Origin of the sequence: Mycobacterium sp., assembly GCF_052144515.1 — a bacterium.
In the GTDB taxonomy this organism is placed as follows: Bacteria; Actinomycetota; Actinomycetes; order Mycobacteriales; family Mycobacteriaceae; genus Mycobacterium.
The window spans coordinates 1-23,597 of the sequence record NZ_JBKQQD010000196.1 but is presented as its reverse complement, the minus strand read 5'-3'; the positions used below and the strand labels follow the sequence as shown (position 1 = coordinate 23,597).

The 23,597-nt window shown below is 63.7% G+C and carries 23 protein-coding genes and 2 pseudogenes; 17 read left to right on the top strand and 8 right to left on the bottom strand.

Going from position 1 to position 23,597, the window contains the following annotated elements; translation table 11 throughout:
* The first annotated feature begins 6 nt into the window (after positions 1 to 6).
* The 4 genes and pseudogenes from ACLP9N_RS13475 (at position 7) to ACLP9N_RS13460 (ending at position 3,815) form a co-directional block, all read left to right on the top strand.
* Positions 7 to 852, top strand: a complete 846-nt coding sequence (locus ACLP9N_RS13475) for a TauD/TfdA dioxygenase family protein (RefSeq protein ID WP_442407875.1) — start codon at positions 7 to 9, stop codon at positions 850 to 852.
* 24 nt (positions 853 to 876) lie between these two features.
* Positions 877 to 1,436, top strand: a pseudogene (locus ACLP9N_RS13470) (carboxymuconolactone decarboxylase family protein).
* Complete coding sequence (locus tag ACLP9N_RS13465) at positions 1,429 to 2,580, top strand: acyl-CoA dehydrogenase family protein (protein WP_442407874.1); 1,152 nt, start codon at positions 1,429 to 1,431, stop codon at positions 2,578 to 2,580. Before ACLP9N_RS13470 ends, ACLP9N_RS13465 begins: the two are co-directional and overlap by 8 nt.
* On the top strand, positions 2,577 to 3,815 hold the full coding sequence (locus tag ACLP9N_RS13460) for an acyl-CoA dehydrogenase family protein (RefSeq protein WP_442407873.1): 1,239 nt from the start codon (positions 2,577 to 2,579) through the stop codon (positions 3,813 to 3,815). The genes ACLP9N_RS13465 and ACLP9N_RS13460 overlap by 4 nt, the downstream gene beginning before the upstream one ends.
* A 90-nt stretch (positions 3,816 to 3,905) precedes the next feature.
* Here the strand turns inward: ACLP9N_RS13460 and ACLP9N_RS13455 are convergent, their stop codons facing one another.
* Complete coding sequence (locus ACLP9N_RS13455; protein ID WP_442407872.1) at positions 3,906 to 5,270, bottom strand: HNH endonuclease signature motif containing protein; 1,365 nt, start codon at positions 5,268 to 5,270, stop codon at positions 3,906 to 3,908.
* 244 nt (positions 5,271 to 5,514) lie between these two features.
* A pseudogene (locus ACLP9N_RS13450) lies at positions 5,515 to 6,952 on the bottom strand (NAD(P)-binding protein).
* Between the two features lie 49 nt (positions 6,953 to 7,001).
* Between ACLP9N_RS13450 and ACLP9N_RS13445 the strand changes: the two are divergent.
* Both ACLP9N_RS13445 and ACLP9N_RS13440 read left to right on the top strand, forming a co-directional pair.
* Positions 7,002 to 7,751, top strand: a complete 750-nt coding sequence (locus tag ACLP9N_RS13445) for an acyl-[acyl-carrier-protein] thioesterase (RefSeq protein WP_442407871.1) — start codon at positions 7,002 to 7,004, stop codon at positions 7,749 to 7,751.
* Positions 7,752 to 7,769: 18 nt separating this feature from the next.
* Entirely contained in the window at positions 7,770 to 8,417 is a 648-nt protein-coding gene (locus ACLP9N_RS13440) for a S1 family peptidase (protein WP_442407870.1), read from the top strand.
* Between the two features lie 81 nt (positions 8,418 to 8,498).
* On the opposite strand, the gene ACLP9N_RS13435 is transcribed toward ACLP9N_RS13440, so the two are convergent.
* On the bottom strand, positions 8,499 to 9,329 hold the full coding sequence (locus ACLP9N_RS13435; RefSeq protein WP_442407869.1) for a helix-turn-helix domain-containing protein: 831 nt from the start codon (positions 9,327 to 9,329) through the stop codon (positions 8,499 to 8,501).
* An 84-nt stretch (positions 9,330 to 9,413) separates the two neighbouring features.
* Here ACLP9N_RS13435 and ACLP9N_RS13430 point away from each other — a divergent pair, with 84 nt between their 5' ends.
* The 5 genes from ACLP9N_RS13430 to ACLP9N_RS13410 all read left to right on the top strand — a co-directional run bounded on the left by ACLP9N_RS13430 (position 9,414) and on the right by ACLP9N_RS13410 (position 13,517).
* Positions 9,414 to 10,319 carry an alpha/beta hydrolase gene (locus tag ACLP9N_RS13430; RefSeq protein ID WP_442407868.1) on the top strand — a complete coding sequence of 302 codons (906 nt, stop codon included), beginning with the start codon at positions 9,414 to 9,416 and terminating at the stop codon, positions 10,317 to 10,319.
* A 5-nt stretch (positions 10,320 to 10,324) separates the two neighbouring features.
* Positions 10,325 to 11,164, top strand: a complete 840-nt coding sequence (locus ACLP9N_RS13425; RefSeq protein ID WP_442407867.1) for an MBL fold metallo-hydrolase — start codon at positions 10,325 to 10,327, stop codon at positions 11,162 to 11,164.
* 14 nt (positions 11,165 to 11,178) lie between these two features.
* Positions 11,179 to 11,658: a DUF6841 family protein gene (locus ACLP9N_RS13420; protein ID WP_442407866.1), complete on the top strand. Its 480-nt coding sequence runs from the start codon at positions 11,179 to 11,181 to the stop codon at positions 11,656 to 11,658.
* Positions 11,655 to 12,419 carry an alpha/beta fold hydrolase gene (locus ACLP9N_RS13415; protein WP_442407865.1) on the top strand — a complete coding sequence of 255 codons (765 nt, stop codon included), beginning with the start codon at positions 11,655 to 11,657 and terminating at the stop codon, positions 12,417 to 12,419. The genes ACLP9N_RS13420 and ACLP9N_RS13415 overlap by 4 nt, the downstream gene beginning before the upstream one ends.
* A 66-nt stretch (positions 12,420 to 12,485) precedes the next feature.
* A complete protein-coding gene (locus tag ACLP9N_RS13410; RefSeq protein ID WP_442407864.1) occupies positions 12,486 to 13,517 on the top strand; it encodes a zinc-dependent alcohol dehydrogenase family protein in 1,032 nt (343 codons plus the stop codon).
* Between the two features lie 165 nt (positions 13,518 to 13,682).
* Here the strand turns inward: ACLP9N_RS13410 and ACLP9N_RS13405 are convergent, their stop codons facing one another.
* Positions 13,683 to 14,291, bottom strand: a complete 609-nt coding sequence (locus ACLP9N_RS13405) for a hypothetical protein (RefSeq protein WP_442407863.1) — start codon at positions 14,289 to 14,291, stop codon at positions 13,683 to 13,685.
* 431 nt (positions 14,292 to 14,722) lie between these two features.
* On the opposite strand from ACLP9N_RS13405, the gene ACLP9N_RS13400 reads away from it, so the two are divergent.
* Positions 14,723 to 15,562 (top strand): DUF732 domain-containing protein, encoded by an 840-nt coding sequence (locus tag ACLP9N_RS13400; protein ID WP_442407862.1) that lies wholly within the window; start codon positions 14,723 to 14,725, stop codon positions 15,560 to 15,562.
* Between the two features lie 422 nt (positions 15,563 to 15,984).
* Here ACLP9N_RS13400 and ACLP9N_RS13395 read toward each other — a convergent pair whose 3' ends face one another.
* The 3 genes from ACLP9N_RS13395 to ACLP9N_RS13385 all read right to left on the bottom strand — a co-directional run bounded on the left by ACLP9N_RS13395 (position 15,985) and on the right by ACLP9N_RS13385 (position 17,742).
* On the bottom strand, positions 15,985 to 16,107 hold the full coding sequence (locus ACLP9N_RS13395) for a hypothetical protein (protein ID WP_442407861.1): 123 nt from the start codon (positions 16,105 to 16,107) through the stop codon (positions 15,985 to 15,987).
* 33 nt (positions 16,108 to 16,140) lie between these two features.
* Entirely contained in the window at positions 16,141 to 16,407 is a 267-nt protein-coding gene (locus tag ACLP9N_RS13390; protein WP_442407860.1) for a hypothetical protein, read from the bottom strand.
* Between the two features lie 1,137 nt (positions 16,408 to 17,544).
* On the bottom strand, positions 17,545 to 17,742 hold the full coding sequence (locus tag ACLP9N_RS13385; RefSeq protein ID WP_442407859.1) for a hypothetical protein: 198 nt from the start codon (positions 17,740 to 17,742) through the stop codon (positions 17,545 to 17,547).
* Between the two features lie 449 nt (positions 17,743 to 18,191).
* On the opposite strand from ACLP9N_RS13385, the gene ACLP9N_RS13380 reads away from it, so the two are divergent.
* Positions 18,192 to 18,578: a transposase gene (locus tag ACLP9N_RS13380; RefSeq protein ID WP_442407858.1), complete on the top strand. Its 387-nt coding sequence runs from the start codon at positions 18,192 to 18,194 to the stop codon at positions 18,576 to 18,578.
* Here ACLP9N_RS13380 and ACLP9N_RS13375 read toward each other — a convergent pair.
* Positions 18,538 to 19,965, bottom strand: a complete 1,428-nt coding sequence (locus tag ACLP9N_RS13375) for a PE family protein (protein ID WP_442407857.1) — start codon at positions 19,963 to 19,965, stop codon at positions 18,538 to 18,540. The genes ACLP9N_RS13380 and ACLP9N_RS13375 overlap by 41 nt on opposite strands.
* A 328-nt stretch (positions 19,966 to 20,293) precedes the next feature.
* On the opposite strand from ACLP9N_RS13375, the gene ACLP9N_RS13370 reads away from it, so the two are divergent.
* The 4 genes from ACLP9N_RS13370 (at position 20,294) to ACLP9N_RS13355 (ending at position 23,324) form a co-directional block, all read left to right on the top strand.
* Positions 20,294 to 21,373: a PE domain-containing protein gene (locus ACLP9N_RS13370; protein WP_442407856.1), complete on the top strand. Its 1,080-nt coding sequence runs from the start codon at positions 20,294 to 20,296 to the stop codon at positions 21,371 to 21,373.
* On the top strand, positions 21,355 to 22,026 hold the full coding sequence (locus ACLP9N_RS13365) for a hypothetical protein (RefSeq protein WP_442407855.1): 672 nt from the start codon (positions 21,355 to 21,357) through the stop codon (positions 22,024 to 22,026). Before ACLP9N_RS13370 ends, ACLP9N_RS13365 begins: the two co-directional genes overlap by 19 nt.
* 67 nt (positions 22,027 to 22,093) lie before the next feature.
* Positions 22,094 to 22,450 carry a DUF732 domain-containing protein gene (locus tag ACLP9N_RS13360; RefSeq protein ID WP_442407854.1) on the top strand — a complete coding sequence of 119 codons (357 nt, stop codon included), beginning with the start codon at positions 22,094 to 22,096 and terminating at the stop codon, positions 22,448 to 22,450.
* A gap of 646 nt (positions 22,451 to 23,096) precedes the next feature.
* Positions 23,097 to 23,324, top strand: a complete 228-nt coding sequence (locus tag ACLP9N_RS13355) for a CsbD family protein (protein ID WP_442407853.1) — start codon at positions 23,097 to 23,099, stop codon at positions 23,322 to 23,324.
* Positions 23,325 to 23,597 lie beyond the last annotated feature (273 nt).

Sequence of the window (23,597 nt, the reverse complement as noted above, 5' to 3'; positions counted from 1 at the left end):
CAGAGCATGAGTCTGCTCGCCATCAACAAGCTCACCTCGTCGGTCGGCGCCGAGGTCCTCGGCGTCGACGCAGACCGGCTGACTTCCGATGACCTGCTCGGCGAGGCAGTGATGGAGGCGCTGGAAGACAACGGTGTATTGGTCTTTCGCGGACTGGGATTGGATCCCCAAGCGCAAGTGGAGTTCTGCCGCCGGCTCGGCGAGGTCGACTACTCCTCGGACGGCCACCATCCAGTGGCGGGTATTTACCCGATCACACTGGACACTTCGAAGAACTCCTCGGCCGCCTATCTGCGGGCCACGTTCGACTGGCACATCGACGGATGTACCCCCCTCAGCGAGGAGTGCCCGCAGAAAGCCACCCTGCTGTCGGCGGTTGCGGTCGCCGAACGCGGCGGTGAGACCGAGTTCGCGAACTCCTATGCGGCTTATGAAGACTTGACCGACGAGGAGAAGCGACGATTCGGCTCCTTGCGCGTGGTGCATTCCCTGGAAGCCTCACAGCGCCGCATCACCCCCAACCCCACACCGGAGCAGGTACAGCGCTGGCGGCAACGGCGCACTCATGAACATCCGCTGGTATGGACGCACCGTAGCGGCCGCAAATCGCTTGTCCTGGGCGCCTCCGCCGACTACATCGTCGGCATGGACCTCGATGAGGGACGCGCGTTGTTGGCCGAATTGCTTAACCGTGCAACAGGTCCCGACAAGGTTTACCGGCACAGCTGGTCGGTCGGAGACACCGTCATCTGGGACAACCAGGGCGTGCTGCACCGCGCCGCCCCGTATGACCCGGACTCGCCGCGGGAGATGCTGCGCACCACCGTGCTCGGCGACCAACCGATCGAGTGATCTCGTAAACCCGAGGAGCAACACATGCCAAAGTCAGTTGCACAACACCCGTTGCGGCTGGCGCCACTGCCTGACGAGGAATGGGACGATCGGGCACGCGCCGCGGTAACCGCCCTGCTGCCGCCCGAGCGCGCCAATGCTCGCGACGCCGGCAATGTCTTGGCGACCATGGTGCGCCACCCGGACTTGACCCGCGCCTATCTGAAGTTCAACGCATACCTGCTCATCGACTCCAACTTGTCCGCGCGGGCTCGGGAGATCGCGGTGTTGCGGATCGTCCACCGGCGCGACTGCGCCTATCTGTGGTCGCACCACGTCCCCATCGCGCAGCGGGCGGGGCTGACCGCCTCGGAAATCGACGCGATTCGGACGGCACGGTCGTCAACGACCAGGACCGCCTGGTAGTGCGTGCGGTCGACGAACTGGACGAACACAGCACCATTTCCGATCCAACGTGGGCCGAGCTCGGCAGGCACTTCGATGACCGGCAGCGCATGGATCTAGTGTTCACCGTAGGCTGCTATTGCTCACTGGCCATGGCAGTGAACACTTTCGGAATCGAGGACGAACACCCAGATGGCTGATGCCACTGATGCCACCAGGCCCGAGACGGCGTTGTTCGTCTCCACCGCGCGCGCCTTTCTGGACAAGCATGCATCGCTCGATCAGGTGCGCGCATTACACGGCCAGGACGTTTCGTTCGACCCCGAGTGGTGGGCCCGCGCGGCCGAACTCGGTTGGACCAGCCTGCTGGTGCCCGAGGAACTCGGCGGTGGCAGCGTGTCCGGCGACGGCGTCAAGGACCTGGCGTTGATCGCTGAAAACCTCGGACATACCGTCGCTCCCGGACCGTTACACCCGGTCAGCATCGTGTTGGCGGGCCTGGCCGACGCTGACAACCGCGATGAGCACGCCGCGGTGATCGAATCCCTGATGGCGGGCGCGACGGTGGCCGCCTGGGCAGTCGATGAACCCGACCGGCCTTTCGCTCCGCAGCAGCCGAACGTCACCGCCACGCCCACCGGCTCCGGCTACCGCATCGACGGTGTCAAGCACCGGGTGGAGGCGGGCGCCGAGTCCGCGCTGTTGCTGGTGGTGGCGCGCAGCGAGGAGGGGCCGCGCCAGTTCCTGATACCCACCGACGCTCCCGGAGTCAGCGTAACGCCGCAGCGGTCCTTGGACCTTGTAAAGCGTTACGCGCGAGTGACTTTCGATGGCGTGCGCGTCGACACGGCCGCGGAAGTCGGGTCGATAGCGCAGGCGCGCGCACTGATCGATCGCCAGGCGCAGATCGCGGTGGTGCTGCAGTGCGCCGAACTCGTCGGGATTCTAGACACCGTCTTGGGTATCACGATCCGATGGGCGCTGGACCGACACAGTTTTGGCCGCCCCCTGGCGTCCTACCAGGCGCTCAAACACCGCTTCGCGGATATGAAAATGTGGCTGGAAGCCAGCCGGGCGATCACCGACGGTGCGGTCGAAGACGTTGGCGCCCGTAGCCCCGAGGCGGCGCTCACCGTCAGCGCCGCCAAGTCCTACCTCGGCGAGCATGCCGGCACGATCGCTCAGGACTGCGTGCAACTTCATGGCGGCATCGGTGTCACCTGGGAACACGACCTGCACCTGTTCCTGCGGCGGATCATGTTGTACCGCTCCATGTTCGGCACGCCCGCCGAGCATCATCGGGCCATCTATGCGGGACTGCGCAACGCGGAGTCGGCGGCATGACCGAATCTGTGGAGGCCTTTGCGACGCGAGGCCGGACGTGGCTTGCCGAGAACATGCCGCGGCTCGATCCCGCCAAACCGCCACTCGCTGCCCGCGGCGATGACGCCGCCTGGCAGCGCGTCCGTGAATTGCAAAAGCGTCTGTACTCAGGCGGATTCGCCGGAATCTGCTTCCCTCGCGAATACGGTGGTCTCGGCTTGGGCGTCGCCTACCAAAAGGCGTTCGACGCCAAGACCGTCGGATACGAGATGCCGTTGATCCTCAACACGCCCACCTTCACCATCTGCTGCGCGAGCCTGCTCGATACCGGCAGCGAAGAGCAGAAGCGCCAACACATTCCGGCGGCGCTGCGCGGTGAAGAGGTGCTGGTCCAGCTGCTCTCCGAACCCAGCGGCGGCTCCGACCTCGCCGGGCTGATCACCCGCGCCGACCGCGACGGGGACGCGTGGGTCATCAACGGCGCCAAGACCTGGAGCACCAGCGCATTCGCAGCCGACTACGGCCTGCTGCTGGCTCGCACCGACTGGACGGTGCCCAAGCATGACGGCCTGACGATGTTCCTGGTTCCCATCCACGCGCCCGGCGTCACCCTGCGCCGCATTCAGCAAGTCGACGGGTCGACGGAGTTCTGCGAGGAATTCTTCGACGGCCTGCGTGTGGGTGACGACGCCGTCGTCGGCGAGGTCAACAAGGGCTGGGAAGTCGCGTCGCGGTTGCTGTATCACGAGCAGCGCGCGGTCGGACACGGATCGGAATTCGCCAGTGGCCGCGGCCACGAAGCCTCCCAGACTGTGCTGACCGACTTCTTCGCGCTTGCCGAGGCCGCCGGCCAGGCCGACAACGAGGCTACCCAGGACAAGGTGGGAAGGGTGTTGGCCCGCCGGATGGTGCGCGACCGACTGGTCGACCACGTGTCCCGCGCTGTCCGTGATGGGTCATTACCTCCGGCGGCCGGGTCGATCATTCGGCTGTTTCACTCGGATGTCACCTTCCTGGAAGTGGACACGGCCATGGACATCACGGGCGGTAGCGGCGTGGTGGACGACGATCACGACCTACTCAAGGTGGGGGAGCGCTACCTTTCTCGCCAGACCGTCGCGCTGGGCGGCGGCAGCAACGAGATGGCACGCAACGTCATCGGCGAACGGGTGCTGGGTTTCCCACGCGAGTACGCCGCAGATCGCGGCCTGCCCTTCAACCAAGTCAGGCACAACGAACGCGCCGGACGCCGTTAGCGCATGTCTTACGATGCCGCGACGTCGCAACAGCTGGGCTGGATGGGAGGGGGCGCGCGGCACATGTCGAGCAGGCGCGTTTTCCTGGCGTCAAACGGGTTCGTCGTCGTCGGGCGTTAGTAGTTTCTCGGGGTGGTGGAAGGTGTTGGTTCTGGGTTGGCCGTGATCCAGGTGTGGTGGGGGGATCCATTCGGTTTCGTCTCGGGCGTTGGTGCGGGTGGTCCAGCCGCTGTCTTCGATGAGTCGGTTGTGGGGTCCGCAGGCCAGGGTGAGTTGGTTGATGTCGGTGCGGCGGGTGGCTGCCCAGCCGTTGACGTGGTGGACCTGGGTCCAGTAGCCGGGCGCATCGCAGCCGGGTTTGGTACATCCGCGATCTTTGGCCAGCAGCATGATGCGTTGTGCGGGGGAGGCCAGGCGTTTGGTGTGGTAGAGGGCCAGAGGCTTGGTGCCGTCAAAGATGGCCAGGTAGTGGTGTGCGTCGCCGGTCATGCGGATGACGTCGGACATGGGCAGCACGCTGCCCCCGGCGGTCAGGGCGCGGCCGGCGGCGGCTTCTAGCTCGTTGAGCGTGGTGGTGACGATGATGGTGGTCGGTAGGCCGTTGTGCTGCCCGAGGTCGCCGGAGGCGAGCAGGCCTCGGAAGCCGGCGAGGAAAGCGTCGTGATTGCGTTGGGCCTGGCTTCGGGTGTCGCGGCGGCGGGTCTGGTCGTCGGGTTCTGCGTCGAAGACGGGGGTGTCGTCTGCGGGGTTGCACATGCCGGGCGCGGCCAGCTTGGCCAGTTCGGCTTCGATCGCGGCGCGCAGCTGCGGGGTGATCAGGCCGCTGATGCGGGACATGCCATCGAATTCCTGCTTGCCCAGGGTGATTCCGCGCCGCCGGGCCACGTCCTGTTCGGTGTAGTTGCCGTCGGGGTTGAGAAAGCACATCAGCAGCTGTGCGAAATCGGCCAGTTGGTCGGGGCGGTGCCCGCGGGCCTTGCCGGCCAGATCGGCTTCGGCGGCCTGGCGGGTGCCGGGGTCCACCTCGGCGGGCAGTTGCTTGAAGAAGCTGCGGATCACCCTCACGTGCCCGTCGCCGATCAGTCCGTCGCGCTGGGCTGCTGCGGTGGCACCGAGTTGGGGCGCTAACGGTTGCCCGGTCAGCGCGCGGCGTTCACCGAGATCTTCGGCCGTGGCGATACGCTGGCTGGCCTCGGCGGGACTGATATGCAGCCGGTCGGCCAACGCGCCGCGCAACGTGCCGCCGAGCTCTTCTGCGCCGGCCTGTTCGGCGAGTTGGTTGATCAACGCGTGCTGGGGTGCCCGCAGGCGACGCGCCGCCCGTTCCAGGCGCTCCAACGCCCGCAACCGTTCCGGGGTGGTGAACACGTCAAATGACAAGTCGCACAAGCGGTCTACGTCGCTATCGAACGCGTTGAAGACCTCGACGATCTCTTCACGCGTACTCGAACCCATGCCTCAAATTTTACGAGCGCCCACTGACAAGAATGCCCCCCCGTGTGACTATTGAAACCGAAGTGAACCAAGGGATTACAGAGACCGAACGAGAAACCGCGATACCCGTACCTCAGGCACAACACCGAAACTGTTTCAGGGACACGCCTGTCTTCGAGCAACTGTTACCCGATCTGTGCGTGCGGTGGCCGGGCCGGGTCACCTGCGCGCATTCGGTGATTCCCCAGGCCTCGACCCCGCAAGATTACAAGGGTCGTATTCCGGACGCGTCGATCAGTTCTTCGAGCTTGTCGTTGGCTTTGCGCAGCGAAGATTTGACGATCCCGAGCAGCCGTTCTCGCGCGCGCTGCCGCTCGAGCATTGGGGCGTACAGGCCACGCATCAGGTTGAGTCGCGACGTCGCCAACCAATCCATCAATTCGGGCCGCTCGATCCAGCTGATTTCGTTGCGCTGCTCGGCCAGTGTCATGTCGAGCCAATGCAGGTCGGTGTTCGGGTGGGGCACCGGTACGCACAGCGAATTCCTGGTCGAATCGTCGTCGTAGCTGACCTCCACGTGAGCGATGAGCCCGGCGCTGAACACCTGCTGACAAACCGCGCACACTCTGCAAGGCGATGCGGTCGCCATCGAATACCGGCACGCCGGAGCGTCTTTCAAGGCCATCCGCACTGCAGTCGATGTAGAGGGCCGGCCCGCTGACGCCGAGAGTGCCGCCCGCGAGCACCATCGTGCCGGGTTCGATCCGCTGCACGTGGCCCATCCGGACGATCCGCTCGATGCGGCGCAATTGATCCAACTCTGGACGCGACACGGTGGCGCACCGGTACATCGTGGGCCGGACGTTCGGATCAATTCTCAACAGAACGCCGCTGGCTTCCAGCCGGGCGAACAGGTCGTCGAGCGAGGTGGCCGCGGTGATGGAGTCCAGCCGCGCCGCGAAATTGGCTTTGAAGCGGTCTGCAAACTCCGCTCCCGGTTGCACGTTGGCACGATCGAGAAGCCATGCGTCGCGGGGCATGACCCAGGTGAGGTGCTCAGCCTCAATTCCGTTGCGCAACAGCCAAAGACAGACGTCGATGCCGGTCTTGCCCGCCCCGACGATGATGAAGCGCTGGTGGCCGGGCGCGGCCTGGGGCGGCGCGTTGGGTGGTACGCACTCCACACCGTCGGCAACGTGGTACGGCGGCGGGCGCATCGACGGAACCAACGTCTGCAAATACGTCGCATCGACAACGCGCCGCCGCACGTCGACGGAGAACTGCGTCCCGGCGAGATTTCGTATCCGGCCGGCACCCAGGTACTCACTCATCGGGAAGTACGACACGCGCCCGGTCGGCAGGAGTTCCTGCTGCATGACGCGGTCGAAGTACGCACAAACATCGCCGCCGGTTGCCAACTCGTGCAGTCCCTTGTTCCACCCCACCCGGTCGATGGCGCCGGTTTCGAGCTTGCGCGAGTTGACGCCGTAGAACGCCGACGGCTGGTGCAGACGCACGAACGGATAGGCCCGCGTCCAATGCCCACCTGGCTGGTGACCCCGGTCGACGATCACCAGGTGGGCGTCGCTTTCGGACACCACGGTGTCAGCGAAGGCCATACCCATGGCGCCCGCGCCGACGATCACGTAGTCCGTTTTGATCATTCGCCTCCGCTCCGGCCGCGTCCGGTCCCCCGTTACCATACGAGCGCGTGCCCACCGGCAGGATGCGTACCAAGGGAGGCGCCTTGACGTGAGTGAACCGCTGAGCGATCTGCCCGACAGCGGCTACGTATTCCGTACCGGCTGGAAGCTGTTCACCAGCGACATCGACGACCAGCGACGCGTCCGCCTCGACGGGATCGCGCGCTATATCCAAGAGGTCGGTGCCGAGCACCTGGTCGACGCTGAGTACGCCGAAATTCATCCACATTGGATCGTTCAGCGCACGGTCATCGATGTCATCGAGCCGCTCGACTGGCCGAATGACATTACGTTCCGGCGCTGGTGCTCGGGAATCTCGTCGCGATGGTGCAGCATGCGCGTGCGACTCGACGGATCCACCGGTGGCCGCATCGAGACCGAGGGGTTCTGGATCAACATGAACAAGGACACGTTGACGCCCTCGCGCATGGCCGAGGGGTTCTTCAACCGTCTGGCGACCACGACGGAAAACCATCGCCTCAAGTGGCGTCCTTGGCTCACCCGTCCCCTCGAGGCCGCAGCGACGGCTACGCCGTTCGCGTTGCGGCACACCGATGGCGATCACTTCGAACACGTCAACAACACCGTGTACTGGCAGGGGGTGCACGAGGTGCTTGCGCATGCTCCCGATCTTGCCCAGCTTTCGGAACCGCCCTACCGCGCGGTCGTGGAATACCGTAAGCCGATCAAACTCGACGAATCGATAACGATTCGCTCCGAATGCCGAAATAACCTAGTGCACATCTGGTTTTGTGTTGGCGAGGACGTGCGCGCTACCGCACTGATCTGCAAACTCTAGTCGGAGATGGAGAACGGGATGATGATGGGTTGGTTGCGGGGGCTGGGGCTGGTCGGCGCTACGGTGCTGGCCGCGACGATGCTTTCGAGCACCGCGCGGGCAGCCGAGGCCGTGCAGCCGGGCATCCAGGTCGCGGATGAAAGCAGCAACTGCACAGCGGGTTTCGCCGCCCAGAGCAACGACGGCAGCTACTATCTCATGACCAGCGGGCACTGCGACAAGCACGACGGCTCGGTATGGACTTACGGGGATGGCGTCCCGCTCGGGAAGATCTCCGCCAGCGAGGAAGAAGGCGACAAGAAGGACGCCGCGATCATCCTCCTCGACCCCAGCGTCGGTGCGCCAGTCGGTAACGTCGGCGGCCAGTATTCGGTCCGGGATGTGTTGAGCCTGTCCCAGGTCAAGGTCGGCATGCCGTTCTGCAAGGTCGGTGCGGTCACGGGTGAGACCTGTGGCGAAGTCAAAAGCACAGACGGTGGTGTGGTCGAAGCCAGCGTGTACAGCCTGTCGGGCGACAGTGGCAGTCCTGGATTCGTGAAAAACCCAGACGGCACCGTGAGTGCGGTCGGCCTGTTGATGTCTTCGCCACCGGGTGACGATTACACGACATACTTCGTGCCCGTGGATCCACTGCTCGGTAAGTGGGGCCTGCACATTCTGCAGTGAAGTGCGCTGGTCGACCGAGCGCCCACTTGGTCACCGAGCGTTACCCGATCACAGTGTTCGGCGGTGAAGGGACAACGTTTCTCAGTCGTCAGGCACCGGAGTGCGTGGCAACGATGCTCGGAGCTGGTCGAGTGCGAGCGTCGATGCGCTATCAGGTGGTGCGTGGTAGGTCAGGATGTGTTGGCCGCCGGAGTGGGGGAGGTCAAGTTTGGTGCGGGACAGGCATAGATCGCCGACGTCTGGATGGCGCATGCGGGTGATCCCTTTGGTGTATCCCACATCGGCCCGTTCCCAGAGCTGCTTGAATCGTTCACTGCTACTCGATAACTCGCTAATGAGTGCGCGCAGCCGAGGGTCGCCGGGATCGTCGGCGGAGAGTTCCCTTAGGCCGCCGACGGCCAGCGCGGTGGCTTCGTCCCAGTCGGCGTACACGTGCTTGGCCGCAGGATCAAGGAAGCGCCAACGCGAGAGGTTTTGTCCCACTTGAAATCCCGGCGACAACGCGCGGGCGATCGGGTTCGCGGCCAGCACGTCTTGATAGCGATTGACGACGATGGCCGGCATGGGGAACTGATCGATGAGTTCTGTGATCGCTGTAGAAACATCCTTGGCGTCCGGCTGGCGGTGCGGATGGGAAGTCTGATGAGCGAGCTGGTGCAGGTAGGCAGTCGCTTTGGCGTCCATGCGCAGCGCCCGGGCGATCGAGTCGAGGACTTCGGTGGAGGGGTGTCTGTCGCGGCCCTGCTCCAGGCGTTGCAGGTACTCGCTGCTGATGCCGGCCAGCAGGGCCAATTCGTCGCGCCGCAGGCCGGCGACTCGGCGCCGCGGGCCCGCTATCAGTCCCACCTCCGACGGTGTGACCTGCCCGCGCCGGGCCCGCAGGTAGTCGCCGAGGTGGTTGGGCTTGCCCATGCCGCCAAGCTTAAGGGTCGCCCTGCCGCTACCAGCCTCAATGGGGTTACCCGGACCCGGCGCTTGCTCGACAGGATCGAATCCATGGTCAATCAAATTGATGTCGAGTTCGGCGTCGAAGGAAATGTGACGCTACGCGGCTGGTTGTTTGTCCCCGACATGCCGGGACCGCGACCGGCGATCACGATGGCGCACGGCTTTGCCGGGATCCGCGAGCACGGCCTGGACCGGTTCGCGCGAGTGTTCGCAGAGGCCGGTTTCGTGGTGCTGGTACATGACCACCGTGGTTTCGGGGCCAGCGATGGCCAGCCCCGCTTCGACGTTGACCCCTGGCGGCAGATCGCTGACTGGCGCTACGCCATCTCCTACCTGGAATCCCATCCAGCGGTGGACGCCGACCGGATAGGTCTGTGGGGCACCAGCTATGCCGGCGGCCACGCGCTGGTGCTGGGCGCGACCGACCGGCGCCTCCGGGCCGTGGTCGCCCAGGTGCCGACGATCAGTGGCTATCAGCAGAGCCTGCGGCGGGTGGCGCCCGATCGGGTGGCCGGCCTGGAAGCCAGTTTCATCGACGACGACCGGGCCCAGTTCGCAGGTGCAGCACCGGCGACTCAGCTGATCGTCAGTGCCGACCCAGAGACGCCTGCGGCATATCACTCGCCGGACGCGGTGGCGTTTTACCACCAACCGGTGCCCGAAGGGGTGCACTGGGAAAACCGAGTCACCGTGCGGTCTAGTCGGGCCGCGCGCATGTATGAACCAGGGCAGTGGGTTTCGCGGGTGTCGCCCACGCCGCTGCTGATGATCATCGGGCTCAACGACACCATCACCCTGGCCGACACCGGTTTGGCGGCCTACGAACGGGCTCTGCAGCCCAAGAAGCTCGTCACGATCCCCGGCGGTCACTTCGACGCGTACCTGAGCCAGTTCGAGCTGACCAGCGTCGCGGCCCGCGACTGGTTCGTCGAGCACCTGGCCGCAAAGGAGTAATCATCGTGAACGATCTGCGCTACAAAGTATTGGTCAACGACGGAGTGCGCCGCGAGCGGGGCATGCGGCTGCCGGACGGCAGCCCCATCGTGTCCTCGCCGGTGGCCTCCACGCTGGTGCTCGGCGAAAACGATGCGGTCCTGGTCGACCCGCCATTCACCTACGACCAGATCGAGCGGGTGGGTGACTGGATCGAGCGCTCGGGGAAGCGGCTGGCCTACATATACGCCACCCACGGGCACGGCGACCACTGGTTCGGCGCCGACAGGATCATCCGGCACTTCCCCGGCGCGATCGCCTTCGCAACGGAGAAGACCATCGCGATGATGCACCAGCAGGCCACCGTTGGCCGCGCGCAGCGCTGGGACGTCGACTTCCCCGGGCTGATTCCCGATAGCCCGGTGGTGTTCGAACCGATCCCGGCAGAGGGCTTCATGCTGGAGGGGCATCGGTGCGAGGCGGTGGAAGTGGGGCACACCGACACCGACGACACCACCGTGCTGCACGTTCCCTCGATCGGCTTGGTGGTGGCCGGCGACGTTGCCTACAACGGGGTGCACCAGTACCTGTTGGAGAGTCGAGGCGGCGGCATCGAGGCGTGGCTGGCCGCGCTCGAGATCGTCGAGGCACTACGGCCGCGCGCGGTGGTCGCCGGCCACAAGAACCGCGACTTGCCCGACGATCGGGCGATCCTCGACCAGACGCGCCAATACCTTCTTGACGCGCAGCGCCTACTGGGCGAAAAGCCCACGCCACGAGAATATTTCGAACGGATGCTGGCCCTGTATCCGGATCGACTCAACCCCGGCCCGGTGTGGTACTCGGCGCTGGAGCTTCTGTCGTGAGGCAAGGAAAAGCCATGTCAGACAACGAAACAGAAACCGTGACCGCCGAGGTCGCCGAATGGTTCTTCGACGACTACCTGCCCACCTGGGTTGGCGTCGGCAGCCGGGACATCGACAGGGGACCCGAGTTCATCCTGAACTACTGGGGCGTACCGCTTTACAAATACCACCCCGACGGTGGCCAGTGGGCACTGGACGCCGACAGCGTCGTCGGGCTGCTCAACACAACGCACACCAGGTTGAAGGCTAATGGTTACGCCTACACCAACGTGGTCGACCAGGCCGTGCGGGCCTACCACCACAATGGAGCGGCTATCGAGGTGATCTGGTCACGACGACGCAGCGATGATAGCGAAATCGAAAGGCTGGCAGTGCATTTCGAGGTGATACGTGCGGAATCCGGCTGGCGGATCGCCGGTATTCAACTTCGACCTACGCGTGCGGACGTGCTGTCTGACGCATGGGGTGAGACAGGCACCGGAGGCCTACGATGAAACAGCGTTGGGGCCGCGGCACGGCCGGGACGGTGGTGTTCATCCCCGGATATCAGGACAACGCCGCACTGTGGGACGAGGTGATCGACCGGTTGCCCAACCCCGGATGGCACGCGCGGGCCGTCAACTTACGCCACGTCGACGACACGAGTCCGCCTCGCCGCGGCGCGATCCTGGACGGCTACCGCGACCAGGTGCTCGACGTGCTCCACGGCATCGATCCCACCACGCAGAGCCCAGTGGTCGTCGTGGGCCAAAGCATGGGTGCACAGGTTGCCGAACTGGTCGCAGCGGCACGGCCAAACATCACCGTCGGGCTCGCGCTGATCACCCCGGTTCCGCTGGCGGGTTACCGGCTAACCCCCGAGCAGGCAGCCCGCTTCGGTCACGCAGCGCACGATCGCACCGTGGCCTCCGCCGCGGCGAATCGGCGTGCACGGCTGGTCAATGACTCGGCGCCGGTGATGCGGGCGCTGGTCAGCGCGACACTTGCCACACCTCCGGTGACCGCCGAGCAGCAACTCGACGCCTGGACAGCCGGGCATCCGCTCGGAGACCAACCGTCCACTGTCAGCGCGCCCGTGCTGCTGATCGGCAGTGAGGACACCTTCTCCTCCACCGAACTGATCCGCGATGCCGTGGCACCCCGATTCGCCGACATCCGCACAGTCCAGGTTGCCGGCGCCGGCCACTGGCCCCACGTCGAACAACCCGGTGCCGTTGCCCAGCTCTTGACGCACTTCCTGACAAGCCTGGCCTGACGGGTCGCCACGACCCACACCTAACACCAACCGCACACAGAAAAACCGCACAGAAAGGTTATGCAAATGAAAGCCATCCGCTTCGATCATTACGGAGAACCGACAGACGTTCTCATCGTTAGCGAACGGCCCATGCCGCAACCCGGCCCGGGCGAGGTACGGGTGAAGATCCGACTCACCCCCATCAACCCCTCCGACCTGCTCTACGTTCGGGGCCACTATTCCGGTGTGGCGGAACATTTCCCGTCCGGCGCCGGATTCGAGGGAGTCGCCACCATCGACGCCCTGGGACCAGGAGTCGAGGGCCTGACAGTCGGGCAGCGGGTCTTCGCCCGCAACTCCGACGGCGGTAACTGGTCGCAGTACGCGGTGGTGCCGGCGGCCAAGGTGTATCCGGTCCCCGACGACATCGCCGATGAGCAGATCGCGTCGTTTCTCATCAATCCGGCGACGGCGATCCTCATGGTGCGCCACGTGCTGGCCGTTCCCCGTGGGGATTGGCTGCTGCAGTCCGCCGCCGGCGGCGAACTGGGGCGCATGATCATCCGGCTGGCCAAACACGACGGCATCCGGACCATCAACGTGGTGCGCCGTCGCGAAGCCGTGCAGGAACTCAAGGAGCTCGGCGCAGACGAAGTGATCGTGTCCACTGACGGGCCCATCGACGAACAGGTGCGCAAAATCGTTGGGCCGCAGGGTGTTAACTTCGCGATCGACCCGGTCGCAGGTCAGACCGGCACCGAGATCTTTCGATCGTTGTCCGAGGACGGCCATATGCTGGTCTACGGATCGCTTACCGGTGAGGGGATCAGCGTGGGCGACGACCCGCGGCTCACCCTCTCAGGCCGGCGCACCCTCGAGGTCTACTGGCTGGGCTACTGGCTGCCGCGCCTGGACAAGTCCGGCTTTTTTGCACCCGAACGGCCCGCCATTCCACAACTGATCGATGAGATTGTCGGGCTGATTCGCGAGGGGATCCTGGAAACGTCCCCGGGCAAGAGGTTCACCCTCGACGACATTCATGCCGCGGTCACCCAAGCCGAAACAGTCGCACGCGACGGCAAGGTATTCCTGGCGCCCAACGCCGAAGGCCGCTGACGGTGCTCGGTGTCAGCTGCTTGAAGTAAGTCTTAGACAGGCTCTAGCCGTTTGGGCCGCTGCGCCGGAAGTAATTCTTTGTCTTGTTTGACCTTTTTGAACTTCGCCTGCAACGCGGTTCGGCCGGTGCGGTGTTTGCGTCGTGCGGTGTAGTCGCAAACGACGTCATTCGCCCAGGATTTCTTGTACTTTTTGACTCAAATTTGTCAACGTTATGCCCTGCGATACGTACCTATCCAGGCCCATTTCTCTACGCACTGCCCTCACAAAGGCGGCGAGGACTGTATTCAGCGCTGTTGCCGGCAATCTCTGGTTCTCGGGAAAATTCGAGGTCATGTGGAGAAGGAAGCTGACCATGGAAACTAACTCGGCTAGATTGACGAGATGATTTGGTAGGCAGAGTCGCATTTCGGACACAAGTGCGTGCGTCTGTGATACGGCTTCTTGTGCCGCTTGGACTCCCCCGACCAGCCCTACCAAGGCTTCTACCTGTGCTGTTGGTCCATTGACTTGAAAATCACTTGAGTCGGTGCCTCGAAGGTTGACGGCCGTCAGTGCCGTTGCAAGATCCTCGCCATCCTTGAGTCGTTGCACCAATTCAACCAATTCTGGACTTTGGCTTTCCGCATTCACCGCAATGACAGAATGCTTAGCAACGCTCTGGACGAACCTTATAGCGACATCGCGCAGCTGGTCCAATCGTTTCTGTTCTCGATCGGCTGCGCGAGCCAGTCGTTGCCGTTCTCGGTCATTCTTCTCTTTGCGCCAGTTCACGTATGTTGTCGTGAGGAATGTAATGCCACCGCCCGTAATAACGCCCAGAACTGTACTTAACATCTAACCCTGCGCCCATTTCTGGTCCCAGGTGATGCACTGGTGGAGAAGTATTGCCAAGCCCGGTTGCCCTTCACTCGGTGCACGCATCGAACATGCGTCTATCTTCTCGCAGCCGGTCCAGGCAGGGAACGTCCAAAACGGTTGGAAATGCGGGCCGGTAACAAGCAACTGATCTCAGCGTTGCTGAACGGCTGCGACCCTGGCGGCTCCGGGCCAGGTATCGGCCGGTCGTCGGTATCCGCCGCAGGGGCGAAAGTCGGCTTTGGCCAGGGAAAACCCATCCAATGACGTTCGCCGGTATCTGCCGGTGTCGGCACGGTGTTTACCGGGACTTGTGACAACGTCGTGACACCCTCAGACTGACTGATATGCGCGATCGCGAGACGATCGACTCAGAATTGCGGCTCATCGCCCTACGGCGCCAATCGATCCGTGAGCAGGGCGGTGAGCTGTCGTGCCGGCAGGTCGACGAGCTGCTCGACGAGCGCCTAGGCCACCGCGCCGAGGCGTCGGAAACCGAGGCGGTTGCGGCGGGTGAGACCCAGGTAATCGCCCACACCCGGCCGCAGCGCGACGAAACCGGCGACATCAGGCCTTATCGACGTACGGGTGTGCTGCGCCGCTACGGCCCGCTCGCGGCGCTGCCGCTATCTCTGCTGGCCGTCGCCACCGTGTTTGTGGTGATGTTCGGGGTGCACAAACCACCCCCAGCGCAGCCGGCGGCCGACCCGCCGCCGTCGGGTGCGCGACCGAACCCGGCTGCGCCGCAAGCACATGCTCCGCCGCTTGACATCGTCGACAAGTCGTTCATCGATGCGTTGAATCAGGACGGCGTGCCAGTTCCCAGCCACGAATACGTGACGACCCACGGGCACGCAGTCTGCGATTTCCTCACGCAGCAACCCAACTTCGCAGAGGCCGTTCGCTTTGTGCAGCGATCGACGGTATGGGACGCCAATCAAAGCGCCAACTTCACGGCCGGTGCCGTGGTCTCGTACTGCCCTCAATACGAACCTGCAAGCCCTGACCAGATCCAGCCGGGCTTCCAGAATGCTCTTTCTGATCTGCAACGCATCCAAGGTGATCTGCAACGCATCCAAGGTGATCTGCAGGGCATCGGAGGTGATCTACCGGCCATCCCAGGCCGCCAATACTCCGGGTCACGCCACCAGAACGGTTTCAGCACCGAGGGTTGCCACCATGCGTGACCTCGATCACGGGCCGGGCGGGGGCGGCGGAGTCCATCGCTTGCCATCCGTCGTCCATCCGCACGGCAAATAGTTCAGCTGTCATGCATATCGGCGGTGCCGGTTTCTCTACCTTGGGTTTCTGTGTCTCCAAATGCGGTTTCAGCGCTTTCACCCATGCGGCAGTATGGGACACTTTAGGCGCAAATAGACATGTTTCTTGCACGAATCTTGTACGGGATTAGGGTGAGACCATGGCTTCCGTGTCGTCCTGTCCGCATCCGAACTTGCGCGCATTGTTGATTTCGCCAGTGACGCGCCCCGCCTTGGGAAGCTTCAGCAATACGCCGTAGTGGCCACAGAATCGGCCGTGAGCGACTAAGACCGATGGCGGACATTCCCCTTCCCCAGCCCCACCAGAGGAGTGGGCTGGCAGTTACTACTTATTCGGGATGACCGGCATCTGCGGGGGCGGTACCTCCGGCTAGGCCGACACCGGCCACCGCGAGGCCACCCGATAGCAACGCCCCGGTAGTGATCTTCTTCAGGGTGCGGATGGTGTGCATGGCGGGTTCCTTTCTCCGCCCTTGGGCCATAGGTCACCGCCACGGCTTGCGAAATTCTTGCGCCAGTGCGACGCGGTAATGCGGGCCCGACTGCTGGGTGCGCTCGTCGCCGCTCAGGTAGCGGCGCTGTAGCCGATCGATGTGAACCTGTGCCTCTGCGATGTCTCGGCGCAGCCTGACTGCTTCCAGCCGCATCGCGCATGCTCGGCCGTGCGAGTGGGTGACATGCTCGCGTTCGACCCAGGCCAACCGTTTGGTCATCTCGCGCAGTTGATGGTGTAGCGCGCGGACCAACTCCACAGCTTGGGCTACGTCACAGTCACTATGACGAGACCGTCCCATCCCTCTGTTTTCCACGGAGGCAAACCCGCCAAACACCGCTTGCCATGCGGCATTCGCGTTGTGCATGAGATCCATTGCATTGCAGTCGATCTCGACCACGGTCGGGGGCTATTCTCGCGGAGAGCCGTACCGGCACCCGTCTGGGCTGGTGGAGGGGGGTACCCCGGTTGGGTCGAAATCGCTACCGTAAGCCTTACAGTACGACCGTTCCGGTGGACTGTAAGCCGAAGCACGTTTTGGAAAAAAATCATGGCCCAGAAACGCTATGACCATCTGGCCGGCGTGCCGACCAAGGCTGTGGTTGAAAAGACTTACTGAGACGCGGGCGGCGGGTGGAGACATTTTCATGGCCACGGGAAGCCGGGCGAAGGAGGACCCCACCCTTCGAGAACCTGCCACTGTCCGTTTGGGCCGCGAACCTCGTGGAACTTGTGGCAGACACTCATGTCCCAATTTATTTGAGTTGAGTTAAGCGGCAACTGCATACCTGGGCACCAGCAACCGCCCCGTGCAGGGATGCAATCGTCGGCCTGGGCGGCACCTGCGCCCAGACCTAAACCGGCCACCGCGACGCCGCCTGATAGCAGCGCCCCGGCGATGATCCGCTTCAGGGTGCGAGGGGTGTTCATGGTTGGTTCCTTTCGGTTCTCACATGTCGGAGCGCGTCGTTAGGTTGCCTCCGACCGCTTGCGAAATTCTTGCGTTCGCTTGTGGCTACCGATCCCAACAACACAGTTGTTGCTGACCCACGATCCTCCGTTGCGCGTGAACAGAAAAGACTCGTGCGTGAATCGCGACGTTCGCGTCAATAACCGCGACGCTTAAGCGTCCAACCCAAGACTTAGGGCCTCTCAGGACCGCCTTGGCCGAGTCCGAAGCCGCTCACCTACGCCGCTCCATCAGGATTGCTACCGCATGCACAAGCCTAATCAACTAAGACTTCGGGTTTATCCGCCCACGGCGACGGCCGTGCCCGGATAACCCAACCTTCGCCCGCCTTAGCAGCGCACCCATTCCTTGGCTCCGCTGTTGTAGGCGCGCCGCCTCTGTGGCGTCCGCGACGGTGATGTCCTCGCTCATGGTTGCAGTGTGCCCTCAGTGCCCGACGACAGGGCGTCGAGTTTCGTCGACTGCGGCGATCAGGTCGGCGGCCAGGCGGCTTGCGGTCGCTGGGTCAACCTTGACGGCGGGGTGGCCCTTGAGGGCGACGATAATTACCCGGTTCACCACGGGGCCCCCGAAGTCGTCGCGCTCGTTGAGGATGTCGACGCGGGTAGGCAGGGTCGTGGTCATGGGTGCTGTCCTTCCGTTACGCGCCCCGTATGGTGCCCTCCCGCTTTGGCACGATACGGGAGGGGCGCCGCCGCCGCAAGAGCGAAAACCACGAAAACCGTTGGGCCCCATACCAATACGCTATGTTTATGCCTTTTACTTCGGCGTGATGTTGATCCCGCCATAGCGTGCCCCAATCGCATGAAAGTTGCAGGGCTATGCATTTGCGCTGTTCAGACCTTATACGCGGCAGGTAGTTGAGCTGTGGCGGCTGGCCGTCGGATGTCAGGCACTTCAGTGTACCCGGTGGCGGTGTGGGAGCCGGCGATTGGGTGGCAGCGTGAGCGACACTCCCGCTGACATCAAAGCCCCAACGGCAATTGATATCGTTGCCGACTTCCGCATCCGAGGCTCGGCAAGTGTTACGACCCACCAACACGAATGCTAGTCGTCTGCCTCCGCGTGGGACCTTGAGAGTTCCTGCCAATTCGGACGCCTGGGCCGATCTGCTGCGCGATTGCCGCCGCCGCGGCATGCGCGCGCCGGTGCTCGCGGTCGCTGACGGCGCGTTGGGTTCTGGAAGGCCGTGCGAGAGGTGTTCTCCGACACCGCAGCAGCGCTGCTGGCGGCCCAAGCAGGCCAATGTTCTTGCCGCGCTGCCGAAGTCGACGCATCCCGGTGCGCCGGCGGAGCTCAAAGAGATCTACCGCGCCGAGGATATCGACAAGGCTCGGGTCGCGATCACGGCGCTCGAGATCGACTACGGCGCCATGTACCCCAGGCGGTGGCCAAGATCGTCGCCGACGCGGCGGTCGATTACACCGGCAGTACGATCCCGGTGGCCGGGCCCAGGATGATCTGCTGGCCGCCCGGGGGCAGGTAGCCGCCGGTGGTCCCGTAGAGGCCGTAGATCGGGTCGGTCGGGCCCGCCCCGGCGTAGATGTCATCGATCCAGCCCGTGGACAGGGTGTACACGGCCGCGGTGTTGCCGCCCGGGGAGAACTTCGTGATCAGCTGCGCGAGGAAGTCGACGACGGGTTTATCGCCCAGCAGCGAGTCGACATGCGAGCCGTTGACCAGCTCGACCCCGACGAACTGACCCGGGTACAGACTGACGAGTTGATTCGTGGTGGCACCGAAAGCGGTCCACGCCTGTGGCGGCGCGGCCACCACATAGTCGGGGATGTTCAACGTCTGCAGGTTGGCGATCGAAGCCGCGAAGCTTGTCGAACTCGTTGCGACCCCGTCGAACATCACCACACCGAGAAGGTGGTTGCTGGCCGTGTTCGCCCCGAGGTCCGCGACGTAATCGCCGGCGGCGAGGGTGGCGAGGCCGCCGCCGGCGGAGTGTCCGGTCATCATGAAACTTTGCGGCAGCGTGCCGTGGTAACCGGCCTGGTTCGCGCTGATGTTCAGCGCCGTCTCGCTGCCCAGGAACAACGAGCCGACGGCCTGCTGCATCTGCGTGCCGCTCAGCCAGGCGCCGTTCGGCAACGGAATCGACGACACGGTGGGGACGACCACGATGCTGTCGGTGCCCTCCGCCAGGGCGATGGCCAGATCGCTGTACCAGCCACCCGTTCCCAGGAAGCCGTGCTGCAGATAGATGACACCGCGGGCATCCACCGAACCGTTTGCCTGCGTCGGGAAGTACCAGCGTGCCGGGGCGTCGTAGCCATGGGGACCGACCGGAATGTCCAGGTAGGAGAACCCCTCCCGGACCCCGGTCACCCCGTTGGGGGTCCCCGGCCCCGGCGACACACCGCCGCTGCCGCTCCCGAGACTGCCGTTGAAAAAGCCGGTGAGCAGCCTGCCGCCCAGACCGGGGCCGGTGGTGCCGGTGACGGCAGGCCCGACGGCAGCTTTACCGAAGAGCGGTTGCCCGGTCAGATAGATGAAAGGCGAAAAAAATCCCTGGTCGAAGAACTGTTGCTGCAGCCCCTGCACCAGCAGCGACACATTCGAAGCCTCAGCGGCAGTGTATGAGGCCCCAGCCGCGCCCAACGCGTGCACGAACTGGGCATGAAACTGCGTCGCCTGCGCGCTCAGCGTCTGAAACTCTTGGGCGTAGCTGCCAAAAAAACTCGTGATGGCCGCCGACACCTCGTCGCCAGCCGCCGCGACAATCCCCGTCGTCGAGGGCGCCGCCGCCGCGGTGGCCTCGTTGATCGCCTCCTCGATCCCGGTCAAGTCCCCCGACGCTACGGCCAAAGCCTCCGGTGCTGCGATCATGTATGACGACATCTGCGAGCTCCGATCCGCGGTGGTTTGACAACCTCAGGACAGCTCGAAAATGTACTCGCGTCAGATTGACGCGTCAGAAAATTCGGCAAACGCGCTATCACGTTCGATTCCCATGAGCCGCCGCACCCGCTTACGGGGCTACGGGATAGTTGCCTGCGCGGATGGTGATTTGTCTATCGACATGAGGACTATCGGCACTTGGCGGGTGTCAGTCGGGGTTGGTCCTGGACTGCAAATCCATTGCTTGTTCATTTTCGGGATACACCCGTCTTTTCCGGCGGTGCGTTGCAATATGGCTAGCTGACAGGCGGTAACACCAAGGAGGGAGATGCCACTTATGCTCGTGGCTCCGGAAATCTTGGAGACGGCCGCGACCGATGTAGCGCAGATCGGTTCGACACTGGGTGCCGGCAATCTGGCTGCAGCCGCACCGACGACTCAGGTAACCGCAGCGGCCGCCGATGAAGTGTCGGCGGCCATCGCGGCGGTGTTTGGCACGCACGCCAAGCAGTATCAGGCGGTGGCAGCGCTGGCGGCGGCGTATCACGAGCAGTTTGTGCGCGGACTGAGCGCGGCGGCGACATCGTATGCGGGTACAGAGGCCACCATCGACACGACGCTGCAGGGGGTCGTGACTGCGGTGAATACCGCCGCTTCCAACGGATTTCAGACGTTGGTCTACGGGCCGATACACGCGACCGGCGAAGCCTGGATCAGCAGCCCGACCGGTCAAGCACTCGACCCGATTATCAATGCGCCCACCGACGCGCTGTTCGGGCGCGATCTGATCGGCAACGGGGCCCCCGGAACGGCGACGGCCCCCAATGGCGGCGCCGGCGGTCTCCTGTTCGGTGATGGCGGGGCCGGCTACACCCAGACCAGCGGTATGGCTGCGAACGGCGGTAACGGCGGGAAGGCCGGGCTGATCGGCAACGCCGGCGCCGGTGGTGGCGGGTTTGCCGGCGGAGCTGGCGGCGTCGGCGGCAACGGTGGCCTGTTGATGGGCAACGGCGGCGTGGGCGGCGCGGGCGGTGTCGGCGGCAACGGTGGCAACGGCGGCCAGGCGCTGTTATTCGGCAACGGCGCCGCGGGCGGTGCCGCCGGTGCTGGCGGTGTCGCTAGAGCCGCTGGTTATCGCGGGCTGGTCATCGGCACCGGCGCTACAGCCTTCACCGGCACCGGCGGCAGCCATCAGCCGATTCAAATTGAATTCGTGCGGCACGGGGAGACCAACAGCAACGCATCGGACATCATCGACACGGCGATACCCGGAGCTCCACTCAACACGGTGGGCCAGCAACAGGCCAACGCGATCGCTGCTGTGCTGAAGTCGCAGGGACCCTTCGCCGGGATCTTCGACTCGCAGTTGATCAGGCGCAGCAGACCGCCATGCCGTTGGAAACCCTGACGGGGTTGACCGCGCAGCAATTGCCCGGGCTCAACGAGATCAATGCCGGCATTTTCGAGGGCAAGGGGCAGATTCCCGCGGGGCTCCTCTACATCGTGGGCCCGATCGCATGGACTCACGGACTTCCCCTCGCGGCGATGCTGATCCCGGGCTCCACCAACCCCAACGGGGTGGTTTTCTACCAGGGCTTTAACAGTGCGCTTGAAACGATGTACAACACCGCGATGGCGAACCCGGTCGTGGCCGCGGACGGCCAGATCACCGACGTGGCGTACTCGAGCGAACTTGCAATCGAGGTCGGGACGTTGATGTCCGTCAACAACCCCGAGCCCTTACTGATGCTCACCCACCCGCTGCCCAACACCGGCGTTGTAGTGGTGGACGGCAGTCCTCAGGGTGGTTGGACGATGGAAAGTTGGGACGGGACACCCGTCCCGCCGGCGTCATTGCCGACCTCGCTGTTCGTCGATGTGCGTAACCTCATCACGGCGCCACAGTTTGCGTCCTACGACGTTTTGCAGGCCCTCCTCACCGGCGATCCGGCGACGATCGTGAACGCGGTCCGGTACGGCGTTGTGCAAGTAGGCACGGCTGCAATCGAATTCCCGTTCACGGTCACCCAGAGCCTGATCGATGCTTTGATTGGTTCCTGACGCGGTGGCCTGTCATCCGCACATGACTGACGGCATCGCCCACGCAAGAAGGAAGGAAGGGAATCAAATGCCCTCACCTCGCTGGCTGGCCGGACTTACCATCCCCATGATGGCTGGCGCTGCCCTGGTTAGCAGCACTGCGATTGCCAATGCCACCACTCCCGCTGATGACGCATACCTCGCAAAACTGCGCGCCGTCGGCCTCACTTGGCCGCCCAACTCGGAAGAGGCACTTATTGGGGAGGCGCACCTGATCTGTTACGACCTCACTTGGGGTTGGCAGCCACAACAGATTGCCGACGACATTCACGCCCACATGAACGCGAGGGGCGTCACGTTGTTAGACGTCGGAACCATGGTCGACGCCGCACACTCGATCTATTGCCCCGGTAATGACTGCGACGCCCCCACCCTTTGCACATAAACCGTTGAATCGCCCGGGGCGGTTCAAGCCGAGGTCATACAAGCCAGGTTGAGCCCCCTGTCAGGATTGAACTCGCCTGACGCCCCAGCACACGAGGCCGAAAAGCCTTTCTAACAGCGGAAGTTAATCACCCGAGATCACTGGAGATGTCTGTAACTGTGGGCGAATTGTGGGCAATATGTGGGCACGGCGGAACAGATGATCGACGGCGGCGCGGATGAGCGTCATGGCCTCATCGCGATCTCCACGCCAAGCGGCTCTGGCTCCATTTCCGGATTCGTCTAAGGCAGTGCTGCGCCTGTAGCAGCGCCTCACCCGGCCCGTAGTCCGGGTCTGTGGCCGGGGCAATTCACAACACAAAGCGGCAATCGCCGCCGTCTACCAGAAGGTAGATACCCGCCTCGCGGAGCATGACGACCTCCTACTCGACGTGCTGAATCAACTTGCCCCTATCGACGTGCTCAATCATCTTGCGCCTGTCGTCGGATGCTATGCGTCCCTCGCTTCCGGCCCCAGGGACCATCGGCTCCCTCCTCTGTGACCTTCGCCCTTATTGGCCAACCACCAGGGCGATTAGCGTTCGGAGTCAGTGAGGTATGGGCCACCCCTCGATCCATTCCCACAAAAAAGAAGGAGCAGACACACTGTGAGCGATACGGATAAGGCGAAGAACAAGATCCAAGGTCTTGGCGGTCAGGCCAAGGAAGCGCTCGGCAAGGTTACCGGCGACAAGAGCACTGAATATGAGGGCCAGCGCGAACAGACGAAGTCTCACCTCAAAGACGCCAGCGAGAAGGTTAAGGAGGCCGGCGAGAAACTTAAGGAAGCCGGCGAGAAGGTCATTGACGTCTTCCACAAGAAGTCACAGCCGTGACCTACTCGCAAGCGATGCAAATGGAAGAAGAAGCGCGCTTGGAGTCCGTATTCTGGATTCGCGCTTCCAAGACACGTCAACGTGTCGGCGTCTATCAGAATATGGAGGCAGCATGATTATCTTAGGCATCATCTTGCTCTTGGTCGGCTACCTACTTTTGCCTAAGCTAACCGGGGTGCCGCTCAACGTAGAGACGATATGTGTCTGGGGAGGTTGGATTCTGCTCATTGTCGGCATTATCCTGTTCTTGTTGGGGCAGTTTGGCAATCGCAG